The sequence below is a fragment of the Thalassoglobus sp. JC818 genome (genome assembly GCF_040717535.1).
Taxonomy (GTDB): domain Bacteria; phylum Planctomycetota; class Planctomycetia; order Planctomycetales; family Planctomycetaceae; genus Thalassoglobus.
Genome location: NZ_JBFEFI010000004.1, coordinates 656,253 through 683,027 on the forward strand (window position 1 = coordinate 656,253; position 26,775 = coordinate 683,027).

21 protein-coding genes are annotated in these 26,775 nt (G+C 53.4%); 16 read left to right on the forward strand and 5 right to left on the reverse strand.

Annotation, left to right across the window (positions count from 1 at the left end; translation table 11 throughout):
• Window positions 1-107 precede the first annotated feature (107 nt).
• From hisN to sufD, 12 genes are all read left to right on the forward strand, one after another.
• Window positions 108-899 carry a histidinol-phosphatase gene (hisN, locus tag AB1L42_RS13650; RefSeq protein ID WP_367056331.1) on the forward strand — a complete coding sequence of 264 codons (792 nt, stop codon included), beginning with the start codon at window positions 108-110 and terminating at the stop codon, window positions 897-899.
• Window positions 900-983: 84 nt separating this feature from the next.
• Window positions 984-2,216 (forward strand): MFS transporter, encoded by a 1,233-nt coding sequence (locus tag AB1L42_RS13655; protein ID WP_367056334.1) that lies wholly within the window; start codon window positions 984-986, stop codon window positions 2,214-2,216.
• 147 nt (window positions 2,217-2,363) lie between these two features.
• A complete protein-coding gene (gene mch / locus AB1L42_RS13660; RefSeq protein ID WP_367056337.1) occupies window positions 2,364-3,365 on the forward strand; it encodes a methenyltetrahydromethanopterin cyclohydrolase in 1,002 nt (333 codons plus the stop codon).
• A gap of 144 nt (window positions 3,366-3,509) precedes the next feature.
• Window positions 3,510-4,415, forward strand: coding sequence for a hypothetical protein (locus AB1L42_RS13665; protein ID WP_367056340.1), 906 nt, complete (start codon window positions 3,510-3,512; stop codon window positions 4,413-4,415).
• A gap of 24 nt (window positions 4,416-4,439) precedes the next feature.
• A complete protein-coding gene (gene glp, locus AB1L42_RS13670; RefSeq protein WP_367056343.1) occupies window positions 4,440-5,675 on the forward strand; it encodes a gephyrin-like molybdotransferase Glp in 1,236 nt (411 codons plus the stop codon).
• Between the two features lie 95 nt (window positions 5,676-5,770).
• On the forward strand, window positions 5,771-7,666 hold the full coding sequence (lnt, locus tag AB1L42_RS13675; protein WP_367056346.1) for an apolipoprotein N-acyltransferase: 1,896 nt from the start codon (window positions 5,771-5,773) through the stop codon (window positions 7,664-7,666).
• Between the two features lie 285 nt (window positions 7,667-7,951).
• Complete coding sequence (locus tag AB1L42_RS13680) at window positions 7,952-8,911, forward strand: fasciclin domain-containing protein (RefSeq protein WP_367056349.1); 960 nt, start codon at window positions 7,952-7,954, stop codon at window positions 8,909-8,911.
• A gap of 384 nt (window positions 8,912-9,295) precedes the next feature.
• Window positions 9,296-9,928, forward strand: a complete 633-nt coding sequence (locus tag AB1L42_RS13685; RefSeq protein ID WP_367056352.1) for an ATP-dependent Clp protease proteolytic subunit — start codon at window positions 9,296-9,298, stop codon at window positions 9,926-9,928.
• Between the two features lie 95 nt (window positions 9,929-10,023).
• The gene (gene clpP / locus AB1L42_RS13690; RefSeq protein ID WP_367056355.1) at window positions 10,024-10,626 is read left to right on the forward strand and encodes an ATP-dependent Clp endopeptidase proteolytic subunit ClpP; all 603 of its coding nucleotides are present in this window, start codon (window positions 10,024-10,026) and stop codon (window positions 10,624-10,626) included.
• Window positions 10,627-10,759: 133 nt separating this feature from the next.
• Complete coding sequence (locus tag AB1L42_RS13695; RefSeq protein ID WP_367056358.1) at window positions 10,760-11,716, forward strand: hypothetical protein; 957 nt, start codon at window positions 10,760-10,762, stop codon at window positions 11,714-11,716.
• A 471-nt stretch (window positions 11,717-12,187) separates the two neighbouring features.
• Window positions 12,188-13,081 (forward strand): 4-hydroxy-tetrahydrodipicolinate synthase, encoded by an 894-nt coding sequence (gene dapA, locus AB1L42_RS13700; RefSeq protein WP_367056361.1) that lies wholly within the window; start codon window positions 12,188-12,190, stop codon window positions 13,079-13,081.
• A 141-nt stretch (window positions 13,082-13,222) separates the two neighbouring features.
• Window positions 13,223-14,542 carry a Fe-S cluster assembly protein SufD gene (gene sufD, locus AB1L42_RS13705; protein WP_367056364.1) on the forward strand — a complete coding sequence of 440 codons (1,320 nt, stop codon included), beginning with the start codon at window positions 13,223-13,225 and terminating at the stop codon, window positions 14,540-14,542.
• Window positions 14,543-14,610: 68 nt separating this feature from the next.
• Here the strand turns inward: sufD and AB1L42_RS13710 are convergent, their stop codons facing one another.
• Window positions 14,611-15,333 (reverse strand): metallophosphoesterase family protein, encoded by a 723-nt coding sequence (locus AB1L42_RS13710; protein ID WP_367056367.1) that lies wholly within the window; start codon window positions 15,331-15,333, stop codon window positions 14,611-14,613.
• 229 nt (window positions 15,334-15,562) lie between these two features.
• Between AB1L42_RS13710 and AB1L42_RS13715 the strand changes: the two genes are divergently transcribed.
• Complete coding sequence (locus AB1L42_RS13715) at window positions 15,563-17,956, forward strand: PSD1 and planctomycete cytochrome C domain-containing protein (RefSeq protein ID WP_367056370.1); 2,394 nt, start codon at window positions 15,563-15,565, stop codon at window positions 17,954-17,956.
• A gap of 49 nt (window positions 17,957-18,005) precedes the next feature.
• On the opposite strand, the gene AB1L42_RS13720 is transcribed toward AB1L42_RS13715, so the two are convergent.
• Window positions 18,006-20,927, reverse strand: a complete 2,922-nt coding sequence (locus tag AB1L42_RS13720) for an FG-GAP-like repeat-containing protein (protein ID WP_367056373.1) — start codon at window positions 20,925-20,927, stop codon at window positions 18,006-18,008.
• Between the two features lie 118 nt (window positions 20,928-21,045).
• On the opposite strand from AB1L42_RS13720, the gene AB1L42_RS13725 reads away from it, so the two are divergent.
• The 3 genes from AB1L42_RS13725 (at window position 21,046) to AB1L42_RS13735 (ending at window position 23,940) form a co-directional block, all read left to right on the forward strand.
• On the forward strand, window positions 21,046-22,173 hold the full coding sequence (locus AB1L42_RS13725; protein WP_367056379.1) for a sialate O-acetylesterase: 1,128 nt from the start codon (window positions 21,046-21,048) through the stop codon (window positions 22,171-22,173).
• Between the two features lie 210 nt (window positions 22,174-22,383).
• Window positions 22,384-22,824 carry an arsenate reductase ArsC gene (locus AB1L42_RS13730; protein WP_367056382.1) on the forward strand — a complete coding sequence of 147 codons (441 nt, stop codon included), beginning with the start codon at window positions 22,384-22,386 and terminating at the stop codon, window positions 22,822-22,824.
• Window positions 22,825-22,872: 48 nt separating this feature from the next.
• Window positions 22,873-23,940: a tRNA-dihydrouridine synthase gene (locus tag AB1L42_RS13735; RefSeq protein WP_367056387.1), complete on the forward strand. Its 1,068-nt coding sequence runs from the start codon at window positions 22,873-22,875 to the stop codon at window positions 23,938-23,940.
• A 56-nt stretch (window positions 23,941-23,996) separates the two neighbouring features.
• Here AB1L42_RS13735 and AB1L42_RS13740 read toward each other — a convergent pair whose 3' ends face one another.
• From AB1L42_RS13740 to AB1L42_RS13750, 3 genes are all read right to left on the reverse strand, one after another.
• The gene (locus tag AB1L42_RS13740) at window positions 23,997-25,007 is read right to left on the reverse strand and encodes an alpha/beta fold hydrolase (protein WP_367056392.1); all 1,011 of its coding nucleotides are present in this window, start codon (window positions 25,005-25,007) and stop codon (window positions 23,997-23,999) included.
• 106 nt (window positions 25,008-25,113) lie between these two features.
• Window positions 25,114-25,545 carry a hypothetical protein gene (locus AB1L42_RS13745; RefSeq protein WP_367056397.1) on the reverse strand — a complete coding sequence of 144 codons (432 nt, stop codon included), beginning with the start codon at window positions 25,543-25,545 and terminating at the stop codon, window positions 25,114-25,116.
• 244 nt (window positions 25,546-25,789) lie between these two features.
• Window positions 25,790-26,752: a DMT family transporter gene (locus AB1L42_RS13750; RefSeq protein WP_367056400.1), complete on the reverse strand. Its 963-nt coding sequence runs from the start codon at window positions 26,750-26,752 to the stop codon at window positions 25,790-25,792.
• Between the last annotated feature and the right edge of the window lie 23 nt (window positions 26,753-26,775).

The following is a 26,775-nucleotide window of genomic DNA, read 5'->3' on the forward strand; positions in this document are numbered from 1 at the left end:
TTTGCAGCGACTCGCACGAGCAAACACCGCCTTCAGCGCGAGAATCGAAGGCCGACTAATGCTCTGCATCAATAAGAATGATGAAAGTTTTGAGGGACGGGAAAGCGATGGATTCAAACGATATTCAGAAGCGACTTGAGTTTACTCTCGAGGCATCCGAGCGAGCGGAAGCCATCGTGATGAAGTACTTTCTCGACTCAAATCTTCAGGTCCAATTGAAGGGGGACAGCTCACCCGTGACGGTCGCTGACCGTGGAGCGGAAGAGTTTTTGCGAGGCAAGATCGCTCAGGAGTTTCCGGACGACGCCATTCTTGGAGAAGAGTTCGGCGAGCAACCCGGAACAAGTGGCTATCGTTGGATTCTCGATCCAATCGACGGCACGAAGTCGTTCATTCATGGCGTTCCGCTCTTCGGAATGTTGATCGGGCTTCAATACGAGGAGACCTGCGTCGCGGGGATTTGTCGAATCCCAGCTTTGAAGGAAGTGGTGTACGCGCGTCGTGGCGGTGGAGCATGGTGGCAGCGGGGAGACGGGTCTCCCGTTCGTGCTCAGGTCAGTTCGCAGGACTCAATGGAGAAATCCTTGTTCCTCTTCACTGCTGTCGAAGGGTTTCAGGACATTGACCGCATGGATGCTTTGGAGAAATTCTCAACTGCGAGCGCCCTCTCACGCAGTTGGGGTGACTGCTACGGACACATTCTCGTCGCGACGGGTCGGGCCGACTATATGGTCGATCCGCTGCTTGCGGAATGGGATGCAGCTGCCTTGATTCCGATCGTCGAGGAAGCGGGCGGAGTCTTCATGACGTGGTCGGGGGAATCAACTGCAACTGGAGGCAACGGGATCTCAACGACTCCGGCGCTGCGAGATGAAATCCTGAAGATCTGTAACGGATAGAAGTCATTGGACGGCATATCAATTTCCTCAATTCAGCGAAAATGTTGAAGGCATTCAGTTCTCTGACAACCGACTGTGAGTGACATGAAATGGTTCGAGACGGTCACCGGACGAAAAGTGCTCTTCGGATCGCTTTATTTCAGCGAAGGTGCTCCGATCGGGTTCATTTGGCTCGCACTTCCGACACAACTCCGATCAGCAGGCGTGCCGGTTGAGCAAATCACGTGGCTGGCAGCCATTCTAGTTCTCCCATGGAGCTTCAAGTTTGCGTGGGCTCCGGTCATTGATGCTTTCCAAAGTTCGAACTGGACGCATCGACACTGGATCATTGCAGCCCAAAGCGTGATGGGATCGACACTCATCCCGTTGTTTTGGCTCGATCCGGTTGATCAGTTTGGGACGTTGGCCGCACTTTTGTTCGTGCATGCCTGCGCAGCTGCGACACAAGACGTCGCGATCGATGCGATGTGCATTTCGATGACCGAACCGGAAGAGCGAGCTGCATACAATGCCTGGATGCAGGTCGGAATGTTGCTCGGCCGCGCATCAATGGGTGGCGGAGCATTGGTCATTGGGCAATATCTCAGCCGGGAGTGGGTGATCGCTTTGCTGATCTTGTCGACCACTTTCTCCATGTTTCTCGTCGCGACGGTCTCAAACGCTGCCTCACGGCGGGGTCGTGAACCCGCACCTCGCGAGATGATGCCCTCGCTGAAACTGGCGATCACCGATTTTCGAACGTGGCTGGGACTGATTTTCGCATTCATTGGAGGGGCAGCTTTCAAGTCGTTGGAAGTAATTTACGGGCCATTTCTGGTTGATCGCGGCTACTCAGAATCGACGATCGGCTGGTTCTCGCTGGGGCCGATGATCGGGTTTATGGTCGCTGGTGCACTTCTCGGCGGATGGCTGACAACCCGATACGGGTCGAAAGTCTGTGTACAATGGTTTCTCACTTCCATTGCAGCGACCGTGACACTGCTTGCAGGAGTCGCCTACTGGGATCAATCCGGGCAAAACGCTTGGCTTCTCGTATTTTTGGCTGCGACTGCTGTGGGAATTGGCGCGTTCACAGCTTCGTCGTACACATTGTTCATGAACCTGACGCGTCCGGAAATCGCCGCCACACAATTCAGCGCGATGATGGGAGCCACCAACGGCTGCGAATCTTGGTCAAGCTACGTCAGCGGACGAATCACAGCATCACATGGCTATCCTGCTGCCATGCTGGCGATGTGCCTCATTTCGCTTGCTGCGCTACCGGTCATCCGTCTGCTTCCAGAACTCGAACGCTCCAGCGTCATTGAGAGTGATTGAGTGAGATTCTACCGAGCGAGCAAGAAGCCTCTGGAATCGACACGAAATCGACACTCTCTCTTCAAAGCCTGTTTCAGCTTGGTACTCGGAACCGGCAGCACTTGCTACAACTCGTGTTCACAACACATTTGCTGAGAGGTTTTTACGATGAACGACGATGAAGACGACTGGGATGGCGACCTCTTTGAGGATGAACCGTCGTTGAATCATCAAGCTTGGGACCTCGTTCAGCAGGTCCTGTACAACCTCGACGAACTTCGCGTTGAGCCGGCCGTTTCTTCTGACAGCGGGATTGTTCTCGACTTTGGCGTCAACGTGCCTGGCAATCTCTCAGCAGGATTGGCACTGGCGGAGATTTGCTGTTCCGGGCTGTCGGACTTTTCGATTGTCCCCGGTGACGTAGCAGGCGTTCGCTGGCCGCACATTTTTGTTCAGACAGATGATCCTGTCGAATCGTGTTTACTCAGCCAGTACGCAGGCTGGCAGCTTCAAGTCGACGACTATTTCGCAATGGCGAGCGGTCCGATGCGAACGGCTCGCGGATCAGAACCGCTGTTTGAAACACTTCAATATCAGGAAGTTTCTGACTGCGTTGTTGGAGTCCTCGAAGCAGGTGCGCTTCCGACCGATGACGTCATTCAGGAGATTGCCGATCAATGCAACGTTCCGGTCGATGGAGTGGCGGTTCTCGTCGCACCGACGTCCAGCGTGGCGGGGAACTTTCAAGTCGTTTCACGTTCGGTCGAAACAGCGATGCACAAGCTGTTCGAATTGGGATTCGATGTGAGTCGAGTCGAATCGGCCTGCGGCAGTGCCCCCATTTCTCCCGTAGCGGCAGACGATCTCACCGGAATCGGACGCACGAACGATGCGATCCTGTACGGTGGCAGTGTAACGCTGTGGGTACGTGGTGATGACGACATGATCCGCGAACTCGGTCCCAAAGTCCCCGCATCATCTTCTGAGATGTATGGGCGACCCTTTATCGAAATCTTCGAAGCAGCTGGGCGAGACTTTTATCAGATTGATCCCCACTTATTCAGCCCGGGTGAAGTCGTCTTCCACAACGTCGAAACAGGTTCGGTGTTTCAGTTCGGACGCTTGAATCCCGATGTTCTCTTGAAGTCATTCCACCTCAAGAGAGGGTGAGCGACTTGCAAGAGTTGACAGGCTGCCGGTATTTTCCGTTATTGTTCACGTTTTGAAGTCGATTGTTTTCGTCGACAGAAGCGATCGCTCGCGCCAAATACTTGTTGCGTTCCATCGACTGCCGTTGTTGCCACGGAGTGACCATTGACTGCAGAGATTGCAGACCCTCAATCGACCCGATCAGAACGACAGGTTTGGGCGATCCTCGGCCTCCTCTTCGCCGGGTGGCTCATTTATCGAGCTGTCTTCATCGGAGCAGGTTCTGCTTACGTCGCAGATGTCAACGGGCAATATCAATCAGCCACGTACAACGACTTTCTCGTCGGAACGGCCGTTTACAGCCCAGTTCGAACAGTGGGAACCTGGGTTGCTGCTTTCCTGACGTTGTGCATCTTCTCGTTCTTGTATCGCGACAACCCGTTCTACAAATTCGCGGAAGCGGTGTTTGTGGGTGTCTCCGCTGCGTACTGGATGGTGATTGCTTTCTGGACAGTCATCATCCCCAATCTGCTGGGCAAGATCTGGCCCTCGTGGATTCAATCCTGGGCGATGCCAGGATTGTCGCCGGTTCGTGATGAATCCTGGTGGATGTTCCTGATTCCTCTTGTCTTAGGCGGAATGCTTCTGTGGAGGCTCTCTCCCAAAGGAGCGTGGATCGCTCGCTGGCCATTGGCATTCATTATCGGGTCAACAGCCGGAATTCGGCTTGTTGGCTTTCTTCAAGCAGATTTCATCAGTCAGATCCACAACACAATCGTCCCCGTTGTGGTCGTGACGGATTCCGAGTTTCAGTTTTGGGAGAGTGTCCAAAATATCCTGCTCGTCATCTCCGTCCTGTCTGCGATCGTTTACTTCTTCTTCTCCGTGGAACACACCGGTGTTGTCGGTCAGGTTTCGCGGATCGGTGTGTGGGTGTTGATGGTCACGTTCGGAGCTGCATTCGGCTATACCGTGATGGGTCGAATCGCCTTGCTGGCGATTCGTTTCGAATTCCTCTTCGACGACTGGCTCTGGTTGATCGACCCTGCTCATAAGCGACTCGGGCTGTAAGCTGCAATGAAAGAGTGCCCGACGATGCTGAGCGTGACCGAAGCTCTCGATCTAGTCCGAGATCGAGTCCTTCCTGGAGAGACTTCACTTAAGCCATTGAGCGAGTCGTTAGGACATGTCGTCGCTGAATCGGTTTTGAGTCCGATCGATTCTCCACCATTCGACAAGTCGATGATGGACGGATTCGCCATTCGCACCGAAGACTTCGCTCAGGGAGTGGTGCCGCTTTCGCTCGTCGGACAAATTACAGCTGGCGAGTCATCGGATTCCCCACTGCAATCCGGGGAAACCGTTCAGATCATGACGGGAGCACCGATCCCGCCAAATGTGGATGCCGTCGTTCCTGTCGAATTGTCATTGGTGGAAAACGGAGTCGTCCACCTGAGCGTTGATCCTTCTCAACTTCGCTCCGGATGGAACATCATTCCTCGCGGATCAAACATGCAGCAGGGGACCGAAGTTCTCAGCGCTGGGTCGTCGATTCGTCCGCAAGAAATCGCCTTGTTGGGTGAGATCGGAAAAGCCAGCCTTCGCGTCCACCATCGTCCCCGAGTCGCGGTTCTTGCCACCGGAAACGAACTCGTCGACGTTGGCGAAACTCCCGGTCCGGGACAAATCCGGAACTCGAACGCTTTGATGCTCGCAGCCCAAGTCGAATCGTGTGGTGGAATCCCGGTCGTTTTGGGACTCGCCCGAGACAATCGCGATGACCTGCGTGCAAAAGTTGAGGCTGGCCTCGAGTGCGACATGCTTTGCCTTTCAGGTGGCGTATCTGCCGGGACTTTGGATCTTGTCCCGTCTGTGCTGGCGGGAGCTGGCGTTGAACCCGTTTTTCACAAAGTCGCGATGAAGCCAGGCAAGCCGATCTGGTTTGGATCGCGAAACGACTCGGTCAACGGACCGTGTTATGTGTTCGGCTTGCCGGGAAATCCGGTGAGCAGTATGGTCTGTTTTGAACTGTTCGTCAGAACAGCACTGCGGAAGTTTTGCGGAGGCAACCAGACGGACGTTCCTCTGCAGAACGCACATTTGAAGCGAGACTTTCAGCAGAGGGGAGATCGTCAGGTGTGGTTTCCATCGACTCTGGAATTCGAAGGCGGGAAAGCCGTCGTCAATCCGGTCGACTGGAAAGGATCATCCGACTTACGTTCGACCCTGTTGGCCAATTGCAGCGTCGTTTTCGATGCTGGAGACAAGCTGTACCAGGCCGGGGAACTCGTCCAAGTCCTCGCGTGGTCCAGACCTTCATTCGGAAGCTAAGAGTCGACTGAAACCGGCTCAACGGCCTGAGCCTGAGTCCTTTCTTCCAACACCGATGATCAACGTTCGATCCAAACGATGAAACTGGACATGCCATGGATGACATGCCTGCGACTGCTTCTGAGCCATCTCTGAATGCTGCCGATGCAGCCAGAATTCAAGAGATCGTCGAACGTCCTCAGAAGAAGAAAAGAGTGCCGGGACGAGGAGTTGTCCTGCGTGCTGCACTCGCGACTGCGGTTATGCTTTGGGCTGCGTTCACTCCGCTCGACTGGGGTTGGCTGGCATGGATCAGCCTTGTTCCCCTTTTGTCGATCGCTCGCATTCCCGATCGGCTTGGATGGACCTATCGACTGCTGTACCTAAGCGGATTCATTTACTGGCTGATTACACTTCAGTGGATGCGATACGGTGATCCGTCGATGTATATCGCTCTGGCGGCGATGGCATTCTATTTGGCCTTTCTCTGGCCCATCTTCGTCTGGTTAAACCGGACATGCTTGCATCGATTTCGAATTCCCCTGTTCGTATTCGCGCCGATCCTCTGGACCGGGCTTGAGTACCTGCGGTCGTTTCTGTTCACCGGTTTTTCCTGGTATTACCTCGGACACACTCAACACAACTGGGTCGACTTGATTCAGATCAGCGATCTCGTTGGCTCGTACGGAATCTCGTTTCTCATCGTGCTCTCCAACGCGGTGATCACAGAGTGTCTGCCTCTGCGCTGGATCAGGCGTGGGCTTGGAATTCAGAGCAACACAGCGACTGACGAATCCTCATCGCTGAATGAGAAACTATTGATCCAAACCAGCGGAGGAGATCGTCCACTTCTTCATCGACTCGGGATGATTGGACTCTCTGTCGGACTGGTCATCGGGGCGATGATTTACGGTCAAATTCGTCGCGGATCAGAAGCATTTCCGGTCGGTCCACGGGTCTCACTCGTCCAGGGGAACTTTGTCGCATCGCTGAAGTCGGACCGAGACCAATGGGGCGAGATCTTTCAGGTTCACTATCACCTGACTGGTCTCTCGGTGCGGTTTCAGCCTGATCTGATTGTCTGGCCAGAAGGGATGTTTCGTTACCCGGTCTACGAGACTCAAAAGGGATTAAGCAACGAACAGCTCGACGAAATCCTGGAGAAGGAATTTCCCGAAATCGGCCTGACTTCCGACTATTGGAATTCCGGAGACAGCCAGCAACGACTCTCGTCGATTGCAGACATGACCGATGCCGGGTTGATCGTCGGGGCAAGTGTTTTCGCGGCGGAGAAGGACAAGGTCGATGTCTACAACTCGGCGATCTTTGCTGCCCCTCAAACCGGAATTCAGGGCCGTTATCACAAGATTCACCGCGTCCCCTTCGGTGAATACATTCCACTTCGCGAACAACTTCCGCTGATCCAGTCATTGACTCCGTTTCGTGGCGATTTCGGGATTCAGGCCGGAACAAATCTCGAAGTGTTTCAGTACAAAGACTGGCGACTGCTGCCTGTCATTTGCTTTGAGGACACAGTTCCTCACCTTGTCAGACAACTCGTCCATCAAGCTCAGGAAAGAGACAGCGCTCCTGTAGATGTTCTCGTCAATCTGACGAATGACGGTTGGTTTCATGGATCAAGCGAATTGGACCAGCATCTGATCACCGCGAAGTTCCGAACCATCGAAACACGCACTCCGATGGTTCGGGCTGTGAATACAGGAATCTCGGCCGTCATCGATGGAGATGGTGTTGTTCGAGAACCGGATGACTTTATCGACCTCGATGCCAAGCGGGAGGAACGGGATCCGACCAAGTCGATGAAAAACCCGGAAACAGGTCGCTATCACAGGCAGCGGAATCTGGCTTTAATTGCTGATGTCCCGCTCGATCCTCGCGAGAGCTTTTACGTGAAGTACGGGGACTGGTTTGCAGCTGGGTGCCTGGTCGCCGTCTTCGCAACATTCTTCCTCAGCTTCATCATTCGACCATCTCAAGTCGCCAGCGAGTGACGTTTCGCCGTCAAATCTGATGGGCTCACTGCTTCTTCAAACGTGAGCCAATTTCGATCGCGACAGCCCGCGGTGTGGGAGCTTCGGCGGTTGATTTCTCCGAAGAAAGACCCTGATTCATCGACGTCATGACGATGGTTGTGCGAACCGATCGCTCCAATCAGTCGGAAAATACTTGGAAATTCCGTGGTCAAAATCGGCACTCTTTCTACAAAACAAGAGTGAACGATTTGAACGTTTTTAATCGTTCGGTTTTCCTCAAATTGAATGAGTGTGAGAACGACCATGTTGAAGAAAGTCCTTCCCCTTGCGTTAATTGCAGCGATTTCGTCCGTTGGTTTCGCTGCCGACAAGAACATTGTTGAGACCGCCGTCGAAGCAGGTTCATTCAAAACGCTGGCAGCTGCCCTTCAAGCAGCTAACCTCGTTGAAACACTTCAGGGAGACGGTCCCTTCACGGTCTTTGCCCCCACCGACGATGCCTTCGCGAATCTGCCTGAGGGGACTCTTGACGAATTGTTAAAGCCCGAGAGCAAAGAAACTCTGACCGGCATTCTCACCTATCACGTTGTGGCTGGTGAAGTTCCTGCGGCGAAAGTCGTGAAGCTCTCTGGAGCGACAACAGTCAACGGCCAGCGAGTTGACATCGCAGCGAAAGACGGAGTGACAGTCGATCAAGCGAAAGTTGTGACAACTGACATTCAATGCTCGAATGGGATCATTCACATCATCGACGCAGTTCTCCTCCCAGAGAGTCAATCAATCGTTGGAGTTGCCAAAGAAGCCAAAACCTTCGAAACACTGATCGCAGCCGCACAAGCAGCGGGATTGGCAGAAGTTCTTGATCAGCAAGGTCCATTTACCGTCTTTGCCCCAACGGATGAAGCATTCGCGAAACTCCCAGCTGGAACCGTTGAATCTCTTCTGAAGCCTGAAAACAAAGCGAAACTCGCTTCGATCCTGAAGTATCACGTTGTGCCGGGACGCATCTACTCGGAAGGAGCTCTCGAAGCTGGAAAAGCAAAAACCCTGCAGGGAGCATCGGTCGAAATCGGAGTTCAGAGCGGTCACGCGAAGGTAAACGACGCGAATCTCATCGCGACAGACATTGATGCTTCAAATGGAGTCATTCATGTTGTCGACTCTGTTTTGATGCCACCGAAGGGGGAAAGCAAGAAACAGGCAGCCGTCTACACGACGCCATGTCAGTCTTCTCAGACTGTCGTGATCCGAGCACAACACTAAACCTGAGATCGTTCTGAGATCGGCTCCTAAGTCCCCTGAACCTCTCAATTCGCCTACTGTACCAGCTGGTCAGTGAAGGAAACTTCGCTGGCCAGTTGTTTTTGTTTTGGAGCGGTCGGATTTCACATCTCTGCGAATCGGCCAGCTCACGCTCTTTCGCCTCAGCTTAAGACCCTTAACATGAATCCTTCCACCGCATCAGCCGATCCAATCAGCGACCGTCGATTTGAAAATTGCCTCCCCGACCGCTTGACCGTGAGAACGCTGATCCAGTATTGCAAGTTCTAACATTCAACCGGTTCCAGGGGCGGGATCGACATTGACGCAGTTGCACGAAACGCGAACAATCTCCCATTAACAAAGCCTCGACTGACAGGAAGACAGATGTTCGACTTGAACCTTGAACGGCCTTCGCCAGTTCAACCATACAACTCAGACTACCAACGCACCCGACAGATGACTGTCGGTGACCTCCTGCTGGAAAACCGGATCATTTTCCTGGACGGGCCGATTCACGACGGCAATGCGAACATGATCGTGATGAAGTTGTTGTACCTGCAGTCAGAAAACCGTCATCAAGACGTGCACATGTACATCAACTCTCCGGGCGGATCGGTGACAGCGACTCTCGCCATCTACGACACAATGCAGTTCCTGGAATGTAAAGTCGCCACCTACTGCGTCGGTTTGGCAGCCAGCGGTGCAGCCATCCTCGTCGCCGGTGGGGAAAAGGGTAAACGCTACATCCTCCCACACGCGAAGATGATGATTCACCAGCCCTACGGCCAGGTGGGCGGACAGGTCTCCGACATCGAAATTCAGGCTCAGGAGATCCTGGAAACTCGTTCGACCCTGAACAAAATTCTCTCCGAGCACACCGGACAACCAGAAGAAGTCGTGGCGAAAGACACAGAGCGCGATCGCTACCTTTCACCAGCTGCGGCCAAAGAGTATGGCCTCATCGACGAAATCGTGATGAAGAAGTCGAAGGCGAAAACTGATTCCTCAGCGTCCTGACACGCGTCAAACTCACTGAAGGACTCAGAGACCAATTTCGCAATATTCACTCGGGTGATCATCTTCGAAACCAACGGAATCACGAAAGTATTCACATGTCAAATCTTGTCCCATTTGTTGTCGAAAAGTCCGGTCGCGAAGAGCGGGCGATGGACATTTACAGCCGACTGCTGAAAGACCGAATTGTCTTTCTCGGCTCCCAAGTCAACGATCAGGTCGCAAACCTGCTCGTCGCTCAACTGCTTTACCTGCAGTTTGAAGATCCCAAGTCAGACATCCATCTCTACATCAACTCCCCTGGTGGCTCCGTCACTGCGGGCATGGCGATTTACGACACAATGCAATACATCACGTGTGATGTCGCGACTTACTGCATGGGACAGGCAGCGAGTATGGGTGCGCTCTTGCTGACTGCAGGTGCAGCTAACAAACGGTTTTCACTTCCGAACTCTCGAATCATGATTCACCAACCACTGGCAGGAATGGAAGGGACAGCGACTGACCTGGATATTCACGCCAAAGAAGTGATCAAGATGAAGAGAAAGCTCAACGAAATCCTCATCAAACACACCGGTCAAACTCTCGAACAAATCGAACGAGACACTGACCGAGACAACTTCATGGACCCGGAAACTGCGCAAAAGTACGGACTGATCGACAGTGTCCTCGACCGACTTCCACATGGACTGGAAGGATAATCGTTTTTCGAATCGGACTTCATGAACGAGGCCAGTAAGCAACACATCGTAGCCCGCAACCGATTGTGTTGAAGATTTGAAATCACCCTCATTCATGAAGTTCGAGTAGAAAATTCCACAAACCTGAGTCAGCATGATGCACCAGACCAACACATGGATGTGGGGCCGGACAATTTGTTTCGGTTGGGCCGGAGGTTTGTTCCTCAGCATGTTGGGCTGCGCATCAACGAGTCACATCGATCTGCTTGAAGCAAAGCTGCGCGAACAGGAAGTCGTTGTTGAACGCTACGAACGGGAAGTGGCATCTGTCCGCGATCAATTGATTACCGCCCAGCGACGGACTGCGATGCTCGAAGAACAACTTGCAGGAACCGGTTCACAACTGGTCTCTGCGGAAGTCACCGAGCAGATTGCTGCGATTGAGGGCATCCGCTTCAACACGCTGTTGACCGGCGCTCAGGATCTGGATTCCGAACCGGGAGATGAGCGACTCCATGCGATGGTGTACCCCCATGACGGTGACGGCGATCTCGTCAAGCTGGTGGGTCAAATCACCTTTGAAGCAATCGATCTCTCACTCCCCGAGAGCGAGAGAACCGTTGGTCGATGGGAACTCAACAGCCAGGAAGCACTCGAGTACTGGCACACAGGCTTCCTTTCTTCAGGATTCAAGTTTGAGTTTCCGTGGCAGTCTCCTCCCGCCGGGGAAGAAGTACTACTGCACGTGAAGCTGAAAGCCCCGGACGGGCGTGAATTTCGGGCATCTCACACGATCGAAATCGATCCCCCCAAGTTTCTGGCGACAGTTCGCCAGTCGCCTGACTTGATCTCCACCCCTCCCAAGACCACGAGCCCTAAAACTCCAGTTGAAGGGGGCGGCAGTCCGCAGCAAATGCCCACTGACGGGACAGGCTCGCAGCGACCTCCGGCGGTGATCGACGTCCTCGATCCGTTTACAGATTCAGAGCAAACCGCGACCAAAGCAGGATTTGCAACGATCAGCGCCGACGAGAACTCGCCTGCTCCGTTTCCGCCTGGAATTCAAACTTCTGACAATTTCCGGGACGAAACCATTCCTGCCTTTCGCTAAGGCCAATTCGTTTCGTACATCTAATCCCACAGTCGGGGATTGCGTCCTCGATCAGCTGATTTGCGGTGGTTAAACCTTGCGGGCGAGTGAATTCTCTTCTCAAACACTCTCCCGGACGGAGACTGTGACGCTTTCGATTGCAGGGCGATCTCTCTAAGATGCGTTTCAGAGAGAATTGGATCAAATGTGAAGTTGATCCATCTTCTGCAGCGACAATGTGCGAACGAGTTGGTTCAGGAAGACCGCACAGATTCTTGCAACACTCCGATCTGCGTGTGAAGTGGCGAGAACCGGAGATGCGTAACGAAACTCAATCGAGCCGCTGCGGACAAATTTTATCGAGCCGCCAAATCTGAATGATCCTTGAAGCTGTTTCGAAGTCGAAGCTGGGTTGAAAAACCGCTCGATTTAGAAGCTTCAGAGTCATGTAAAAATTGGTGCTCATTCAAGACAGAGAATCGGGAGTTCAAAATGGCCCGCAAGGGGGAGATGTTTGCAGGACTGACAGTTGCGCTCGTGACACCATTTCGAGATGGTAAAGTCGATGAGAAAGCGCTGCGAGGTCTTGTGGATCGCCACGTCGAGGCGGGAACAGATGCTGTCAGCCCGTGTGGAACAACCGGTGAAAGCCCGACACTCAGCCATGACGAGCACGAGCGAGTGATCGCGATCGTCTGCGAACAGGCTGCTGGTCGCATCAAAGTGATGGCCGGAACGGGATCGAACAGCACAGCAGAAGCAATTCGACTGACTTCGCGAGCCAAAGAGGTCGGAGCGGACGGAGCACTGCTCGTCGCCCCCTACTACAACAAGCCGATGCAGGAAGGCTTCTACGAGCACTACCGAGCGATCGCGGAATCTGTCGACATTCCACAGGTCGTTTACAACATCCCGGGACGTTCCGCGAAGAACATCGAACCCGAAACCATTTGCCGCTTGGGCGAGTTGAAGAACATCGTCGCTGTCAAAGAATCGACGGGATCGATGGATCAGGCATCCCAGATCCTCAACGGCAGCAACCTGACGGTCCTTTCCGGAGATGACAGCCTGACGTTGCCACTTCTGGCACTTGGTGCCTCCGGAGTGGTTTCCGTCGCAGGGAACATCGTTCCAAAAGATGTCAAAGCGATGATCACCGCCTGGAACTCAGGCAACGTCGCCGAAGCCCAGAAACTGCATCACAAACTCTTCCCGTTGTGCCGAGACATGCTCGGACTGGCGACGAACCCGATCCCACTGAAAGCAGCGATGAACCTGCTCGGACAGGATACGGGAGACGTCCGCTTGCCACTCACACAGCTGAGTGAATCGAGCGTGGGGAGTCTGCGTACAACGCTTGAGAAATACGGCCTGCTCTCCTCTTGATCTGGGGAATCGAACATTCAGGACTATGATTGAAGCGCGCAGTTCTATAATGAACCTGTGCCGGGGTCACCTTACAGACCTCCTTCATCCGTTCGTCGTCATCTGACACAACAGCTTTCAACTGATTGAGAACGTAACACCATGGCAGTCACAACAGCTGACAACCGAATTGCATTCGATGCCGCAGGTTTCGAGTCGTTCCTAAGCAACCGCAATGAACCCGACTGGCTTCAGAAATCGCGTCGCGACGCCTTCGAACAGTACCAGCAACTGAGTTCTGAACCGCTCGATCCCGAAGAGTTTAAGCGTCTCGATCTGCGGACTTTTCGACCGGAAAAGTACTCGCTCAACACGTCGAGCGCGGGTGAAACATCCTTCGAAACTCTCATGCAGAATCGCGGAGAATTCGGCGGTGCGATCGTTCAAGTTGACGGAAAGTGTGTCAGTTCGTCTCTGAGCGAAGAACTGAAGAGCCAAGGCGTTCTGTTCGGGAATCTTTCCGAACTGCTCGTCGAGCATCGAGAGCTTCTCGAACCATACTTCCTCAAGAAGGCTGTGAAGGCCGGGCAGGACCGGTTCTCCGCTTGGCATGCGGCATTTTGGACGGGCGGGGCAGTTTTGTATGTCCCAAGAAATGTTGAGGTCGATGTTCCGCTCTACAGCTTGATTGGCCTTCAGGGAGAAGGGGCTGCCGATCTCAGCCACACGTTGATCATCATTGAAGACGGAGCTTCTGCCACGCTTCTGGAAGAGACATCTTGTACCAACGAGAACGCCGACGGACTCCATGTCGGAGCTGTCGAATTGATCGTTGGTCAAGGGGCTCGATTGCGATATGTGCAGCTTCAGAACTGGAACGAAAAAGTTCGCCACTTCGCTCACCAGTCCGGACGTGTGGCTCGCGATGCGATGCTGCAATGGACCGTTGGCGGCCTCGGTGGGAAACTGATGCACATCCATCAGGACGTCCACCTTGATGGACGCGGAGCACATGCTCAGGTCAACGGCGTGACCTTCGCAACAGACAAACAACTGTTGTCGTACTACACACAGCAGACTCATCATCAACCGGATACATCGTCCGACCTTCTCTACAAGCAGGTCTGCCGCGATCATTCTCGCTGTGTCTGGCGAGGGATGATCAAAGTCGATGAGATCGCACAAAAAACCGACGGTTATCAGAGAAACGATGCTTTGATGCTCAGCTCTGATGCTCGGGCAGACGCCATTCCCGGACTCGAAATCGAAGCTGACGACGTTCGCTGCACACACGGTGCGACCGCCGGTCAGGTCGACGAAGAGCAGGTTTTCTACGCCATGTGTCGCGGTCTTTCCCGATACGAAGCAATGCACGTTATCGTCGAAGGCTTCTTCGCTGAAGTCTACGATCGCATCCCCGTCGAACTGGTTCGTGAGACGCTCAGCCAGGCAGTGGAACGCAAACTTGGCATCGGTGAATAGAGTAAGCTTGGAAGCCAGCTCCACTCACCGTGCGCGATGAAGACCTTCGAACTTGACCAACTGCTGCGTCAAACAGCAACAGGTGGTTTGGGAACTGGAACTGGCATGGGTTCGCTGGGACGTTCCTTCAATTGTCCCCATTTGCTGGCTTGCCACGTTTCACCACTCGTCATGTCGAGCGCGGTGAGCCATCCGTAGTTGTAGCAAGCAGTGTCGAGGCAGATGAGGTGGCCGAGATCGAGAATCTCGCCTGACCGTTGTTCTGTATGTCCGACGACCACGGTCTTCCCGGACATGTGAGGTTCAGGATATGGCTTCTCAATCAGCGTCCATCGCAACACGTGAGGCGGCCACACTTCGGGAGGCTCGTCGGGAAGATAGAGAGCGTGCGTAAAAATGTGCGTCTCAGTCTCGAAGAAGTCGACGGTGCTCCGAATGAACTCGACGTGATCAGGAGGCACCGCATCGATGTCTCCTCCAAAGTGATAAGAGTTGACCGTTGATGTTCCTCCAAAGAGCATCCACGACTCTTTCGCTTGATCGCTCTCCAAAGCGGCTAGGAACATTTCTTCGTGGTTCCCACGGATCGCCACCAGATTGCATTGAGTCGACAGTTCGATCAGCAGTTCCAGGACCTCTTTTGATTCTCGTCCCTGATCGATGAGATCGCCAAGACAAACGAGCGTGTCGTCCGGCTGAAGGTCAGCGACTTTGACCAATGTATCGAGAGCGTGAAAACATCCGTGGATGTCTCCAATCGCAATCACCCGCGACGACGAACCTTGTGTCATCGAACGATCCTCAAGACCACTTCACGAGCCATCACCTTCTTCATCAATCGATCCTCAAAACGGAACAGAACTGCGTTCAAACGATTCAGAAATTGAGCCAGACAAGACGCCTCCTGCTTGAGAAGTCAGTTCAAAGACTCACGTCTCTGAGCTCAAACTCTTCAAACGGTAGTCAAAACATCGACCGGGAGCCTATCATAGAAGGAAATTTTTATTCGAGAATCGATCCATGAGCGGATCTTGTTACGGAGTCCTTTCGATTCACATGGAATCCTCAACATCTTTCCTCACGAAATTCCTGATTTGCTTCAGCATCTGCATCGCCGGAAACCTTTTGACAGGTGAGCTTTCTGCTGATCCTCCGAGCTACAATCGCGACATCAGGCCGATCCTGTCGGACAAATGCTTTTTTTGCCACGGACCGGATGAAGAAGATCGGCAGGCAGATTTGCGGTTGGACGATGAAGCTTCTGCGAAGGAATACGCCATCGTCGCAGGCAATCTCGACGAGAGTCTGCTCATCCAACGAATTCTGAGTGACGACGAATTCGAACAGATGCCGCCGCCCGATTCGGGGAAGTCACTCACGGAGAGCGAAATCCAACTTCTTTCGGAGTGGATTCAGTCGGGTGCCGAGTACGAACCTTATTGGGCGTATGTTCCTCCTCGCTCCACTCCTGTCCCCGATCCGGGAGCACACGCAGATTGGGCGACTACAGACATTGACCGATTTATTGCAGCCCGAATGAATGAAGAGTCATTGTCTCCTTCTCCGCAAGCTGACCCGGTGACACTGGTCCGCCGACTCTACTTTGACTTGATCGGACTTCCTCCGTCTCCTGAAATCGTTGATCAGTTCGCCAAGTCTCCCACACCAGAATCGTACGAGATGCTTGTGGATGACCTGCTCGCTTCCCGACACTTTGGGGAACGCATGGCCGCTTACTGGCTGGATCTGGTCCGCTTTGCTGACACCGTCGGATATCATGGAGATCAGGATCACAATATCTCCCCGTACCGAGACTGGGTGATCTCTGCCTTCAACGCCGATGTTCCCTTCGATGAATTTACGAAGTCACAGCTGGCCGGAGATTTGATCAACGACGAAGACCTCAACCAATTGATCGCATCCGGATACAACCGATTGCTTCAGACATCCCACGAAGGCGGTTTGCAGCCGAAAGAGTATCTCGCGATTTACGCAGCTGATCGTGTTCGCAACGTGTCGGCCGTCTGGATGGGAGCCACGGTAGGCTGCGCTCAATGTCACAATCACAAGTACGATCCTTACACGATCGAAGATTTTTACTCGCTTGCTGCTTTTTTCGCCGACGTCGATGAGGCCCAACACTTCAAACTCGGAAGCAACGCTCTCCCGACACGACGACCGCCTGAAATTCCAATCTTTTCTCCGGAGCAGAAAGAACGCTTAAGCGAAATCGACGAAGCTCTCACCCAGCTAACGGAAGAAGATTCCGAAGAGCGAGCCGACCTCGAAAAAGAAAAGAAAACCATCGAGAAGAACGCTCGCTGGACCATGATCACAAAATCCATCGAGCCACGCACCATGCGTGTTTTGCCGCGAGGGAATTGGCTCGACGATTCCGGACCGATTGTCGAAGCTGCCGTTCCGCGATTTCTCGGACAAGTGAATCATCAAGGCGACCGAGCGACTCGTCTCGATTTGGCCGACTGGTTGACCGATCCCGAAGATGGAGTCGGCGGCTTGACTGCCCGGGTGCAAGTCAACCGCTTCTGGTATCTGCTGTTCGGGACCGGACTTTCGAGGTCTCTCGACGATTTCGGAGGGCAGGGTGAACCGCCAAGTCACCCGGAACTCCTCGACTACCTCGCACTCCAGTTCATCAACTCTGACTGGAGCATCAAGAAGACCATCAAACAAATCGTCATGAGTCAGGCGTACCGCCAGTCGTCAGTCGCTTCGGAATCTCTCCGAACAAAAGATCCAGGCAACCAACTGTTCGCGCGTCAGAGTTCATTTCGACTGCCAGCTGAGATGGTCCGGGACAACGCACTCGTTGTGAGCGGACTTCTGAACGATGATTTCGGAGGCAGCAGCGCCAAGCCTTATCAGCCCGTTGGATACTATCGGCATCTCAACTTTCCACCTCGGGAATACGAATCCGACAAGGATGGCAAACAATATCGCCGCGGAGTTTATATGCACTGGCAACGCCAGTTTTTGCACCCGATGTTGAAAGCATTCGACGCTCCCAGCCGCGAAGAGTGTACTGCTCAACGCCCTCGCTCCAACACACCGCTGGCAGCATTGGTCTTGATGAACGACCCCACCTTCGTCGAAGCAGGCCGTGCGTTCGCAGAGCGGATTCTCACTGAAGCAGATCAAGCAGATTCGGATCGCATTCAATTCGCATTCAGCGAATGTCTCTCGCGAAATCCGGATCCTGTTGAGCAAAAGATTCTACTCGATCTGCTGAAGCGAAGCCGAACGGTCTACCAAGAAGACCAAACTGCTGCGGAGCAACTCCTTGAAGTCGGCCTCGATCCCGTCGAAGACATTTCAAACAAAGCGGAACTCGCTGCCTGGACGACAGTCGCTCGAGCAATTCTGAATCTCAACGAGACAATCACACGAAACTGATTTGGTTCGGAGCGGAGTAGAACTTAACGGGAGACAGACTTCGGCGCACCTACTGTCCCGAATCACTCGACAACAGTTCTGTTTGTCCTTCGATACACATCCATTCCTGACTCGCAGGGACATCTACAAACTCCTGAACGAGTCCACTAGGCCAGCGAACCTCGAGTCGTTCGATCAGCGGCGCATCACCTAATCCCAAGTGAATCGTCTTTTCGTTCGAGCAGGCATATCCATCACCTGAAGTGATTGTTCCTGTGAGTGTCTGCTCATTGAAGTCAGCCTTCAACGTCGCTCCGACAGCAACTCGGTCACTCGCCGTTCCGATCAGTCGAATGCGAAACCAGTTTCCCTGCTTAGATGAACGGTTTTCCATAAGTGCGAACGGGTCATCGATGTGCGTGACTGCGATGTCGCGAAGTCCATCTCGATTGAAGTCCACGGTTGCGACTGCTCTTCCGAACCCCGGCATCTGAAAAAACTCCCCGAGCTCTTCGGGAGAAAGCCGCTGGAAGTGACCTCCGTTATTCCCAAAAAGCTGAGCTGTCATCCGGTCGGGTTCGCCGGTGGCGTATGACCAGTCGATATGACCATTCGCGACGAACAGATCGAGGTCGCCATCGAGATCAGCGTCGAGAAACTGCGTCCCGAATCCAAGAACAGGCAGGCTTTGCTCTCGTAAACCGAAGGTTAAAGTCTCATCGACAAACCCAGCCCCGCTTAATTGAGAATAGAGCGTGTTGGACTCTCCGTAAAAGTTTGTCACGAACAGATCAAGCTGTTGATCACCATTCACGTCACCTGTCGCAATGCCCATCGAAGACTGCGTCCGTCCCTCTCCATCCATGGCAACACCAGCCAAAACTCCTGTTTCACGATACTTCGGAATTCCAGAGCCAGAAACATGATCGAGCTGATAGAGGAAGTTCGGCGTCGTGTCGTTTACGACATAAAGATCCAGCGATTGCCCCCCGGTGAGGTCCGCGATGACCAGCCCCATTCCCTTCCCATCTGCTCCATCGAAACCAGCCAAAGCGGTAACATCTCGGAAACTTCCATCGCCGAGATTTAAATAGAAGACATCATTCGCTGCTGCAAACTGAGTCGGTGGGCAGGCACGTGGGTTCCCTTGATGGAGACATGAGCTGTCAGTCACAGCATCGCGGTCCAGATAATTCACAACATACAAATCGGGAAGACCGTCTCCATTCAAATCGCCGAACCCTGCACTGATTGACCAGTCATCTCCAGCAGCCTGTGACAGTTCGGTAACGTCAGCGAATGTGCCATCGCCAAGATTTTCATAGAGACGGTTTCCTCGCAACGTGCAGATGTACAAATCGATCAAGCCGTCGCAGTTGAAATCCCCAGTCGTAATTCCTTGACTAAAACCGGCCGGGGTGAGTCCAGACTGCGACGTCACGTCGGCAAATTTTCCGTTCCCGAGATTGCGAAAGAGCCGATCCACACGCTGAGTTTCCGGATCGGAATTGCGCCAGTTGTTCCCTTGAGCGAGCGCTAAGTCCGGCCATCCGTCAGCATCGAGATCAATCACCGCGACTCCTCCGCCCGTCGTCTCCACGAGATGACTCAATGGATTGACCGATCGGGAACCATTGTCGTATGTCAGATCGATGCCCACATCCTCAGCGACATTTTCAAATCGTATTTCGACCGGTCTCTGCGGCTGATCCACTTGGAGATTTGCCAATGGAGCAAGTGTCTTCGACCAGTCGATTTCGGTCTGTAATTCGAACGAATTGCGAAGACTCTCTACGAATGGCTCTTTGAGATCACTGGAGATTTTCGGAATCGGCACAGAGGGAGTAAGCGAAATCCAATCGACCACTTTGTCTGGCCAGGGCTGTGCTCTTCCCCAGAGAACCGCCAATTGCGGGTCGCTGAGTTGCCGCAATGACTGCTGAATGGCTTTCACAGTTTGTTGATCGAAACGAGCTTGGTGCTCGCTCAACAGCCCGGAAAGTTGGCGGAGTATTCGAGCTCGATCTTCCGCTTCTGAAGCAAGATCTGGATCGGGAAAATTGCCGAGCAGATCAGCGAGCCGTTCAGTCGCTCGCAGGTGACGAGGTTGATGACTCAAGACCCGCGTGTAGCAATACCTCGATTGGTCGATCTTGCCGACTGCTTCGCATCCAAGCCCTCTGGCCATCCAAACTTCCGGATGGTCTGCACATGCGACAGGCAGCGCCGCATGCCACGTGGGGAACTCGTGAGGACGCAGTTCCAAAATTAATTGCCCAATTCGTCCTTGCGCATCTCCCAGTTCTGGATGGTCTGCGGTGACGTTGCGAAACAGATTCAATGCGCTCTCGGGAAGACTTCGATGAAGTGAATTGTGCGCGAGACTCAACCGGTTGACCGGTTGTCCATCGGAATGGCCCTCTATCAAATTCGAATCGAGCCTCGAACCTTCTGGCATCTTGCCAATCCCAACTGCTGAGACGAGTGTCTTTGAATTGACGAACCTTCCGTGATGGAGTCGTTGAGCAATCTCAAAAGCGTCGTAAGTCCGACCTTGCCGCTGATAGAGTTGAAGGAGAAGAAACCCACCCGATTGATTCAAGTGCCACCGTTCGCGAAGCGATTCCAGAATCTCTTGAGCCTCGTCGATCCGACCAAGCTTGATCAACACTTCGCTTTTGACAACGTCGATGTATGGCGAGTTCTGCGAATCGCTTTCACGAGAAAGCTGATCCAGCGCTGCCTCACTTTGTCCCTGTTCGAAGAGCGACACAGCCAACAGTGCTCGAGCGAGTTGGCTATCAGGAGCTTCGAGTAGGAACCCTTCTGCCAGTCGTTGCGTTTTGGGGAAGTCTTTTTCTCGAAACGCTTCCCCGGCGCGATCCAGTGGATCAGACCTCGTGAACATGACGAGTGAGCAGACAGCGATGGCGAAGAGACCGATCAGGAACAGATAAATCCGCATCAGGAGGTAGAATCGATTGGAAGTCATCTGTGTCTGCGTTCAGAAGCCATTGATCGTCATCGAAACTCATCGATGTTATGCTGAGCTCGGGAATGTTTCATCTCAGGACCGCACAATCTCCTCGTATCAACCAAGGAGTGCATCAATGATCCAACTCGGTACACCGAGCTTTGCAAAATCCCGAATGCTGATCGGTTTGATCGCTTTCTGCCTGAGCTGTTTCGGGAGCCAGGTCATTCTCGCCCAAACTCCCGATTCAGCATTCGACAAAGATCCGTGGCCAGCTTCGAAAGACGGTCCTGTCAAAGTCTTCATTCTGGCGGGACAGTCGAACATGCAGGGACACGCTTCTCTGCGAACTCTTGAATACCTCATCTACAATTCGGAGACAGCCCAAGAATATCAACACTGGAAAGACAAAGATGGTCTCTGGACGCAACGCAATGACGTCTGGGTCTGGACGACTGACGGACCTCGATTCGGAAGTTTGAAACCGGGATTTGGAGCTCGCGAGTTCAAAATCGGTCCGGAGCTCGGTTTCGGATGGGTCGTCGGCGAAGCATTCGATGAGCAGATTCTTCTCATCAAGACTTGCTGGGGAGGAAGAAGTGTTCGTAGAGACTTCCTTTCGCCAAGTTCTCCACAACCAGACGCTGAGCAGCTTCAGGCAGATCTCGAAAGAATGCGTCGCAGAACTCCAACAGCAACACTCGAAGATGTTCAACAGTCTTACGGAAAGGACTATCGGTTGATGCTGGAACATGTTTCCGACGTCCTTGCAAACGCCGACGAATTGTTTCCAGGAGCAGGTCGACCGAGAGAGTATCAACTGTCGGGCTTCGTGTGGTTTCAGGGCTGGAACGACATGGTCGATCGAGAGCAGCGCGAGGAAAAGTATCAGCAGTACACAACTCGCCTGACGACGATGATCGAGGATCTTCGAAAAGACCTGTCCGCTCCGAATCTTCCGGTCGTCATTGGTGAACTGGGAGCGAACGGAAACCGCGGCGACTTTCAAGCTGCCCAACAAGCTGCAGCGGAAGCACTCGACAATGCCGTCTTCGTTCCGACCGTCGAATTCTGGGATTCGGAAACGGCAGAGCTGGCAGAACGTGAAGTCTGGAAGACTTCGGATTGGAGCGAGTACTACAACGTTGGATCAGACCGCGGTTACCACTACCTTGGGAGTGCCAAGATCCTCACGAAAATCGGTCAGGCACTGGGAACCGAGATGGTCGAACTGATCAAACAGACTCCACAGCCAAGCGAGTAAAGACCGCAGTCAGGAGAAAGAAACCAATTCGATATGGCTTCGTCTTTCGATGGTTTCACTTCTGAGACTTTCGCAAGGTTTCATCCGTTTTTGACACAAAAGTCATCAAACTTCATCACCGTGTTCCGGGCAACGAGTCGTCCCTATTGAAAAACGCGGACGATTTCATGGCAGCAGACATCTGAATTGAACGTTGAGGAAGGGTTTGAAATGGAACGTCAGCGAGTTCTCTTTTTGTGCACCGGAAATTCCTGTCGCAGCCAGATGGCTGAAGGGCTCCTGCGCGAACTCGCTTCGGACCGGTTCGAATCTCTCTCAGCGGGAGCTAAGCCAGCAGGTTATGTTCATCCGATGGCGGTCGAAGCGATGAATGAATTTGGCGTCGACATCTCAACGCAGACAAGCAAGCACATCAACGAATTTCTTCCTCCCGAAGGAATGCCTCCCGATTTGATCATTAGTGTTTGTTCCTCAGCTGAGAAGGAATGCCCCCTCTTTCCTGGCGACGTCGAACGCTGGCATTGGCCCTTCGATGACCCAGCTTACGCAACGGGAAGCGACGAAGAAAAGATGCAGGAATTTCGACGCGTCCGCGATGAAATCCGCCTCAGATTGACCGACGAGTTGATCTCACCCCGTTCTGTGACATAGTGTGCGGGTTGTTTCCCTCATTACTTGTCGCAGAAGTCTGTCTCGCTCGTGTCACTTGCCGCCCCCTCAGAGATTGACGAATCGCCGATCGATATCGGAAATCGACGTATTCCTTCCCGCTATTTTCTGGCTCCACTCGCAGGCTACACGCACCTGGCGTTTCGCCGCGTCATCCGCGAAATCGGCGGACTGGGCCTCGCGACGACGGACCTTGTCCTTGCATCACAACTGGTGGCGAAGAGCCGAAAGTCACAACAGTTGGTGGCAACCTGCGAGAGCGATCAGCCGCTGTCAGTTCAGATTTTCTCAGGGATCACCGCTGAACTGGTGAAGGCTGCGAAGTGGCTGGAAGACCGTGGATATCAGGGAATTGATATCAACATGGGCTGCCCGATGGCGAAGATCAACAGCTCCGGCGGAGGAGCCCGGTTGATGTGCGACGTCGATGGAGCATGCACCGCTGTGTCTCAAGTCGTCGAAGCGGTGTCGGTTCCGGTCACTGTCAAAATGCGGCTCGGATGGGATCGCGACCACCTGACCGCTCCAGCACTGGCACGCGAATTCGAACAGTGCGGAGTCACAGCGATCACGATTCATGGCCGCACTCGCCAGCAGGGGTTTCACGGAAACGTCGACCTGGACGGGATTCGAAAGACCGTCGAAGCGGTCCAATCGATCCCGATCGTCGGCAACGGTGACGTGCGTTCCCCGGAAGATGCGATTGCGATGCGGCAGCGAACTGGTTGTGCTGCGGTTGCGATCGGTCGTGGCGCAATTCTCGACCCGTGGATTTTCCGGAAATTGGCTGACAAAGCCCAAGGCCTTGAACCGTTCGAACCATCGCGGAACGATCAAATCGAGTTTTTAAAGCGACATTTCGCGCTGATGTGCGAACAGCACGAAGATTACAGTTGCATCCTCTTTCGCAAATTCGTGGGCTGGTACGGGCAGCGATTGGGAATCCCGGATGACCTCGAAGATCGGCTACGCCGGTTTGAATCGATCGACGAATTCAACGAGATTGTTGAGCAGGTTGCTGAGCGGCACGGAGAGCGTGTGGCGACCGTTCCGACCGCACTGTTGAAGGTTCCGAACGGACCAGTTGAGCGCTGGTAACTACGGACCGGACAGACCACGCTTGGCGGCAGCGGGCGGAAAGACGATCAGACTCTTCAGGCAGCGAACTTGAGTCGCGCTTCGGTCGATTCTCTGGTGAACCAATCGATGACTCGCCAATCGGCCCACCATCGGTCGGGATCATCTCCAGTACAACCGAAGTATCCAAGATGGCCACCCGATTCGGCGATGTGCAGTTGAACGGCGGAAGGGCGTTCCAAATCGTGAAGGATTTTGGCTGGGATGAGCGGATCATCTTCAGCGGAGAGAATCATCGTGGGCACGTTGATGCGGGAAATGTACGGAGCGGCACTACAGGCATCGTAGTAATGTGCTGCACTCCGGAATCCTGATCGCGGAGCGGTGAAGGCTTCGTCGAAACAGATGATTCGTCGAGGCGCGTCGATCGCGTTGGCGATGAGGGATTTATCGAACGAGTTGCAAAGCTGACGAAACATCATCTTTGCGAAGTAGCGATCGTAAAATCCGAAGGCCCGACGTTGAACTGCAGCTGTGCATGCTCCGAGGTCAACAGGCGGATTCACCGCGATGGCCCGGTCGACCAGCGAAACAGCTGTTTCGGAATGTTCACCCAACCACTTCAGGACGATGTTTCCGCCCAAAGAGAACCCGGCAAGGAAAACCTGAGAACCTGGGCAAAGCCGGGGAATGACTTCCATGGCCGACTGCAAATCTTCAGACCGACCCGCGTGATAAAGATTCTTCGAGAGACCTTCGCCAGCTCCGCATCCGCGAAGGTTGAGCCGGAAAGTTCGAATGCCCTGTTCTCTTAGCTTGTGTGCGATTCTTCGAATGTGAGGGGATTCAGCAGAACCTCCCAGACCGTGCAGCAGCACAGCCACAGGATCCCCATCTTTCCAGCGACTGGCAGGGAAATCATCCATCAAGACGAGCTGATCGCCATCATCCAATTCGATATGGCGTCGAATGGAGATTTCACGCGTCTTTTGCGTCCCGGTGATCCATGCACCGAAGATCGTCTGTAGATGACCACCAACCACGAGTGGATGTGGGCGAAATGGGGGATATGGAGTGTTCGTCGACATCGTCTACTTGTCGTCGTGACTTGAATTCAGAAGTGGCTCACTGCGGTAGGTTAGAGACTTCTTCCTAATAATGCCATTCGACTTTATCGGCGAAACTCAGGGGAAATCAGCGGCTGGATTCTAAAAGTGAAAAACTTTCACGCTGAAAAGTGTCGGTTTGCGACCAGAGATCTTCGTCGACGACCTCATTCACTCCTTCGCCGTCATGAAGCACGAATTTCCCGTCTCCGTCCGGAAGGAAGAACTTGCGAAACCACAACATCTGACAAACGCGTGTACGAGGTGAGTGGAGAGTGACCCGGATTCCGCGTTCGTGCCAATCGAAGAGCATTCCGAAGAAGCCGCTGGGCACATGCTGGACAAATGTCATGTCGACCCCGATTTGCCCAATGTGATCTTCGTTGACCAGTTGCACGATGGAATCACGCAGCAGGGACAGGTCGGCACCGTCCCAGATTTCCATTTTTCCGATTCCGATGACGGTCACATCATCATGTTCGGTGATCATCAGGCCGTGAGTATACTTGCGTTCCGCCATAGGTCTCGATGCTGCCTGGTCTAAACTTGTGTCGTTGGCAATCAGGTGGTGAATGCCGAATAACGCAAGGAAAGGGCCACATCGAAAATCGAAGGCACAAATCGTCAAGAAAACTGAACACAAAGCATTTACGGAAAGCAGTTTACAGAGAATCGAAACTCTTTCTGCGAGTCTGCACTTCGCAGATTGCGTTGACCTGATGCATCAATTGCATCGAATTGACGTTGGCAAAATGCAACATCGATCACTTTTTGAGTGGGCGATTTCGATTCACGAGATAGATTCCGGCAGCAACGAAGAGGCCGGAGGTGACCAACCAGCGAGACAAATGATCACCTCGTATAAAGTAAGCCAGCAATATTCCAACAAGTGGTGTTCCAAAACTAAACACCGCGACTTGAGAAGCTCCGTGCTTTTGCAACAGCATCGCATTGATGGCAAAGCAAACGCCTGAAATGGCGATACCCCCGAAGAGAATCGCAATCACAGCATCAACCGTCACCGGCTTTCCTGTGGGAGATTCCGTCAACAGGCTGAGCACGAAGAGTAGCGCTGTCCCGACGATGTCGTGCCAGAGAATCATCGAAGTCGGCGGGACTTCCTGAACTGCCTTCTTAACCAGAAGTGTCTTAATCGCCAGCACAAAACCGCTGGACGCGAGAATCAGGTCTCCCAAAAGTGTCGGCTGATCCATTTCGGACAGCGATTCGCTGTTTGCGTTACCGACGAGCAGCAGGACTCCTGAACCGGCGAGACACAATCCGAACACCTGCCACCACCGAAATCGAACGGATCGACGAATCCAACCCTCGTAGATCGCTACCCAGAATATGTAGCTGTTGACGAGAACCGTCGCGTGCGACGCATTCGAAATCGCTGTACCGTAGTTGAACGTGGCGATTTGAAGGAACATCATTACGCCGACGAGCGACGAAAGCCACAACTGGCGACCGCTCAGAAAGACTGGTGTTCCGTCGATTCGACACCAGAACACCATGAAGATCGCAGCGAGGCCGAATCGCAACACTCCGACGAACAGCGGCGGGAAGACATCAATCGCAACCTGATTCGCAACAGCCGTCCCGCCCCACAAAGTAATCGTCATGAGCGCGAGAAAAACGGAGACCGGCCCCATCGGCTGATGGTCCGCGCGCACATCGCTCGGGCTTCTGACAGAAGGTTCCTGGGCGGTCGCAGAAGTTGTCATGGGGGAATCGAATCCGGAAGGCA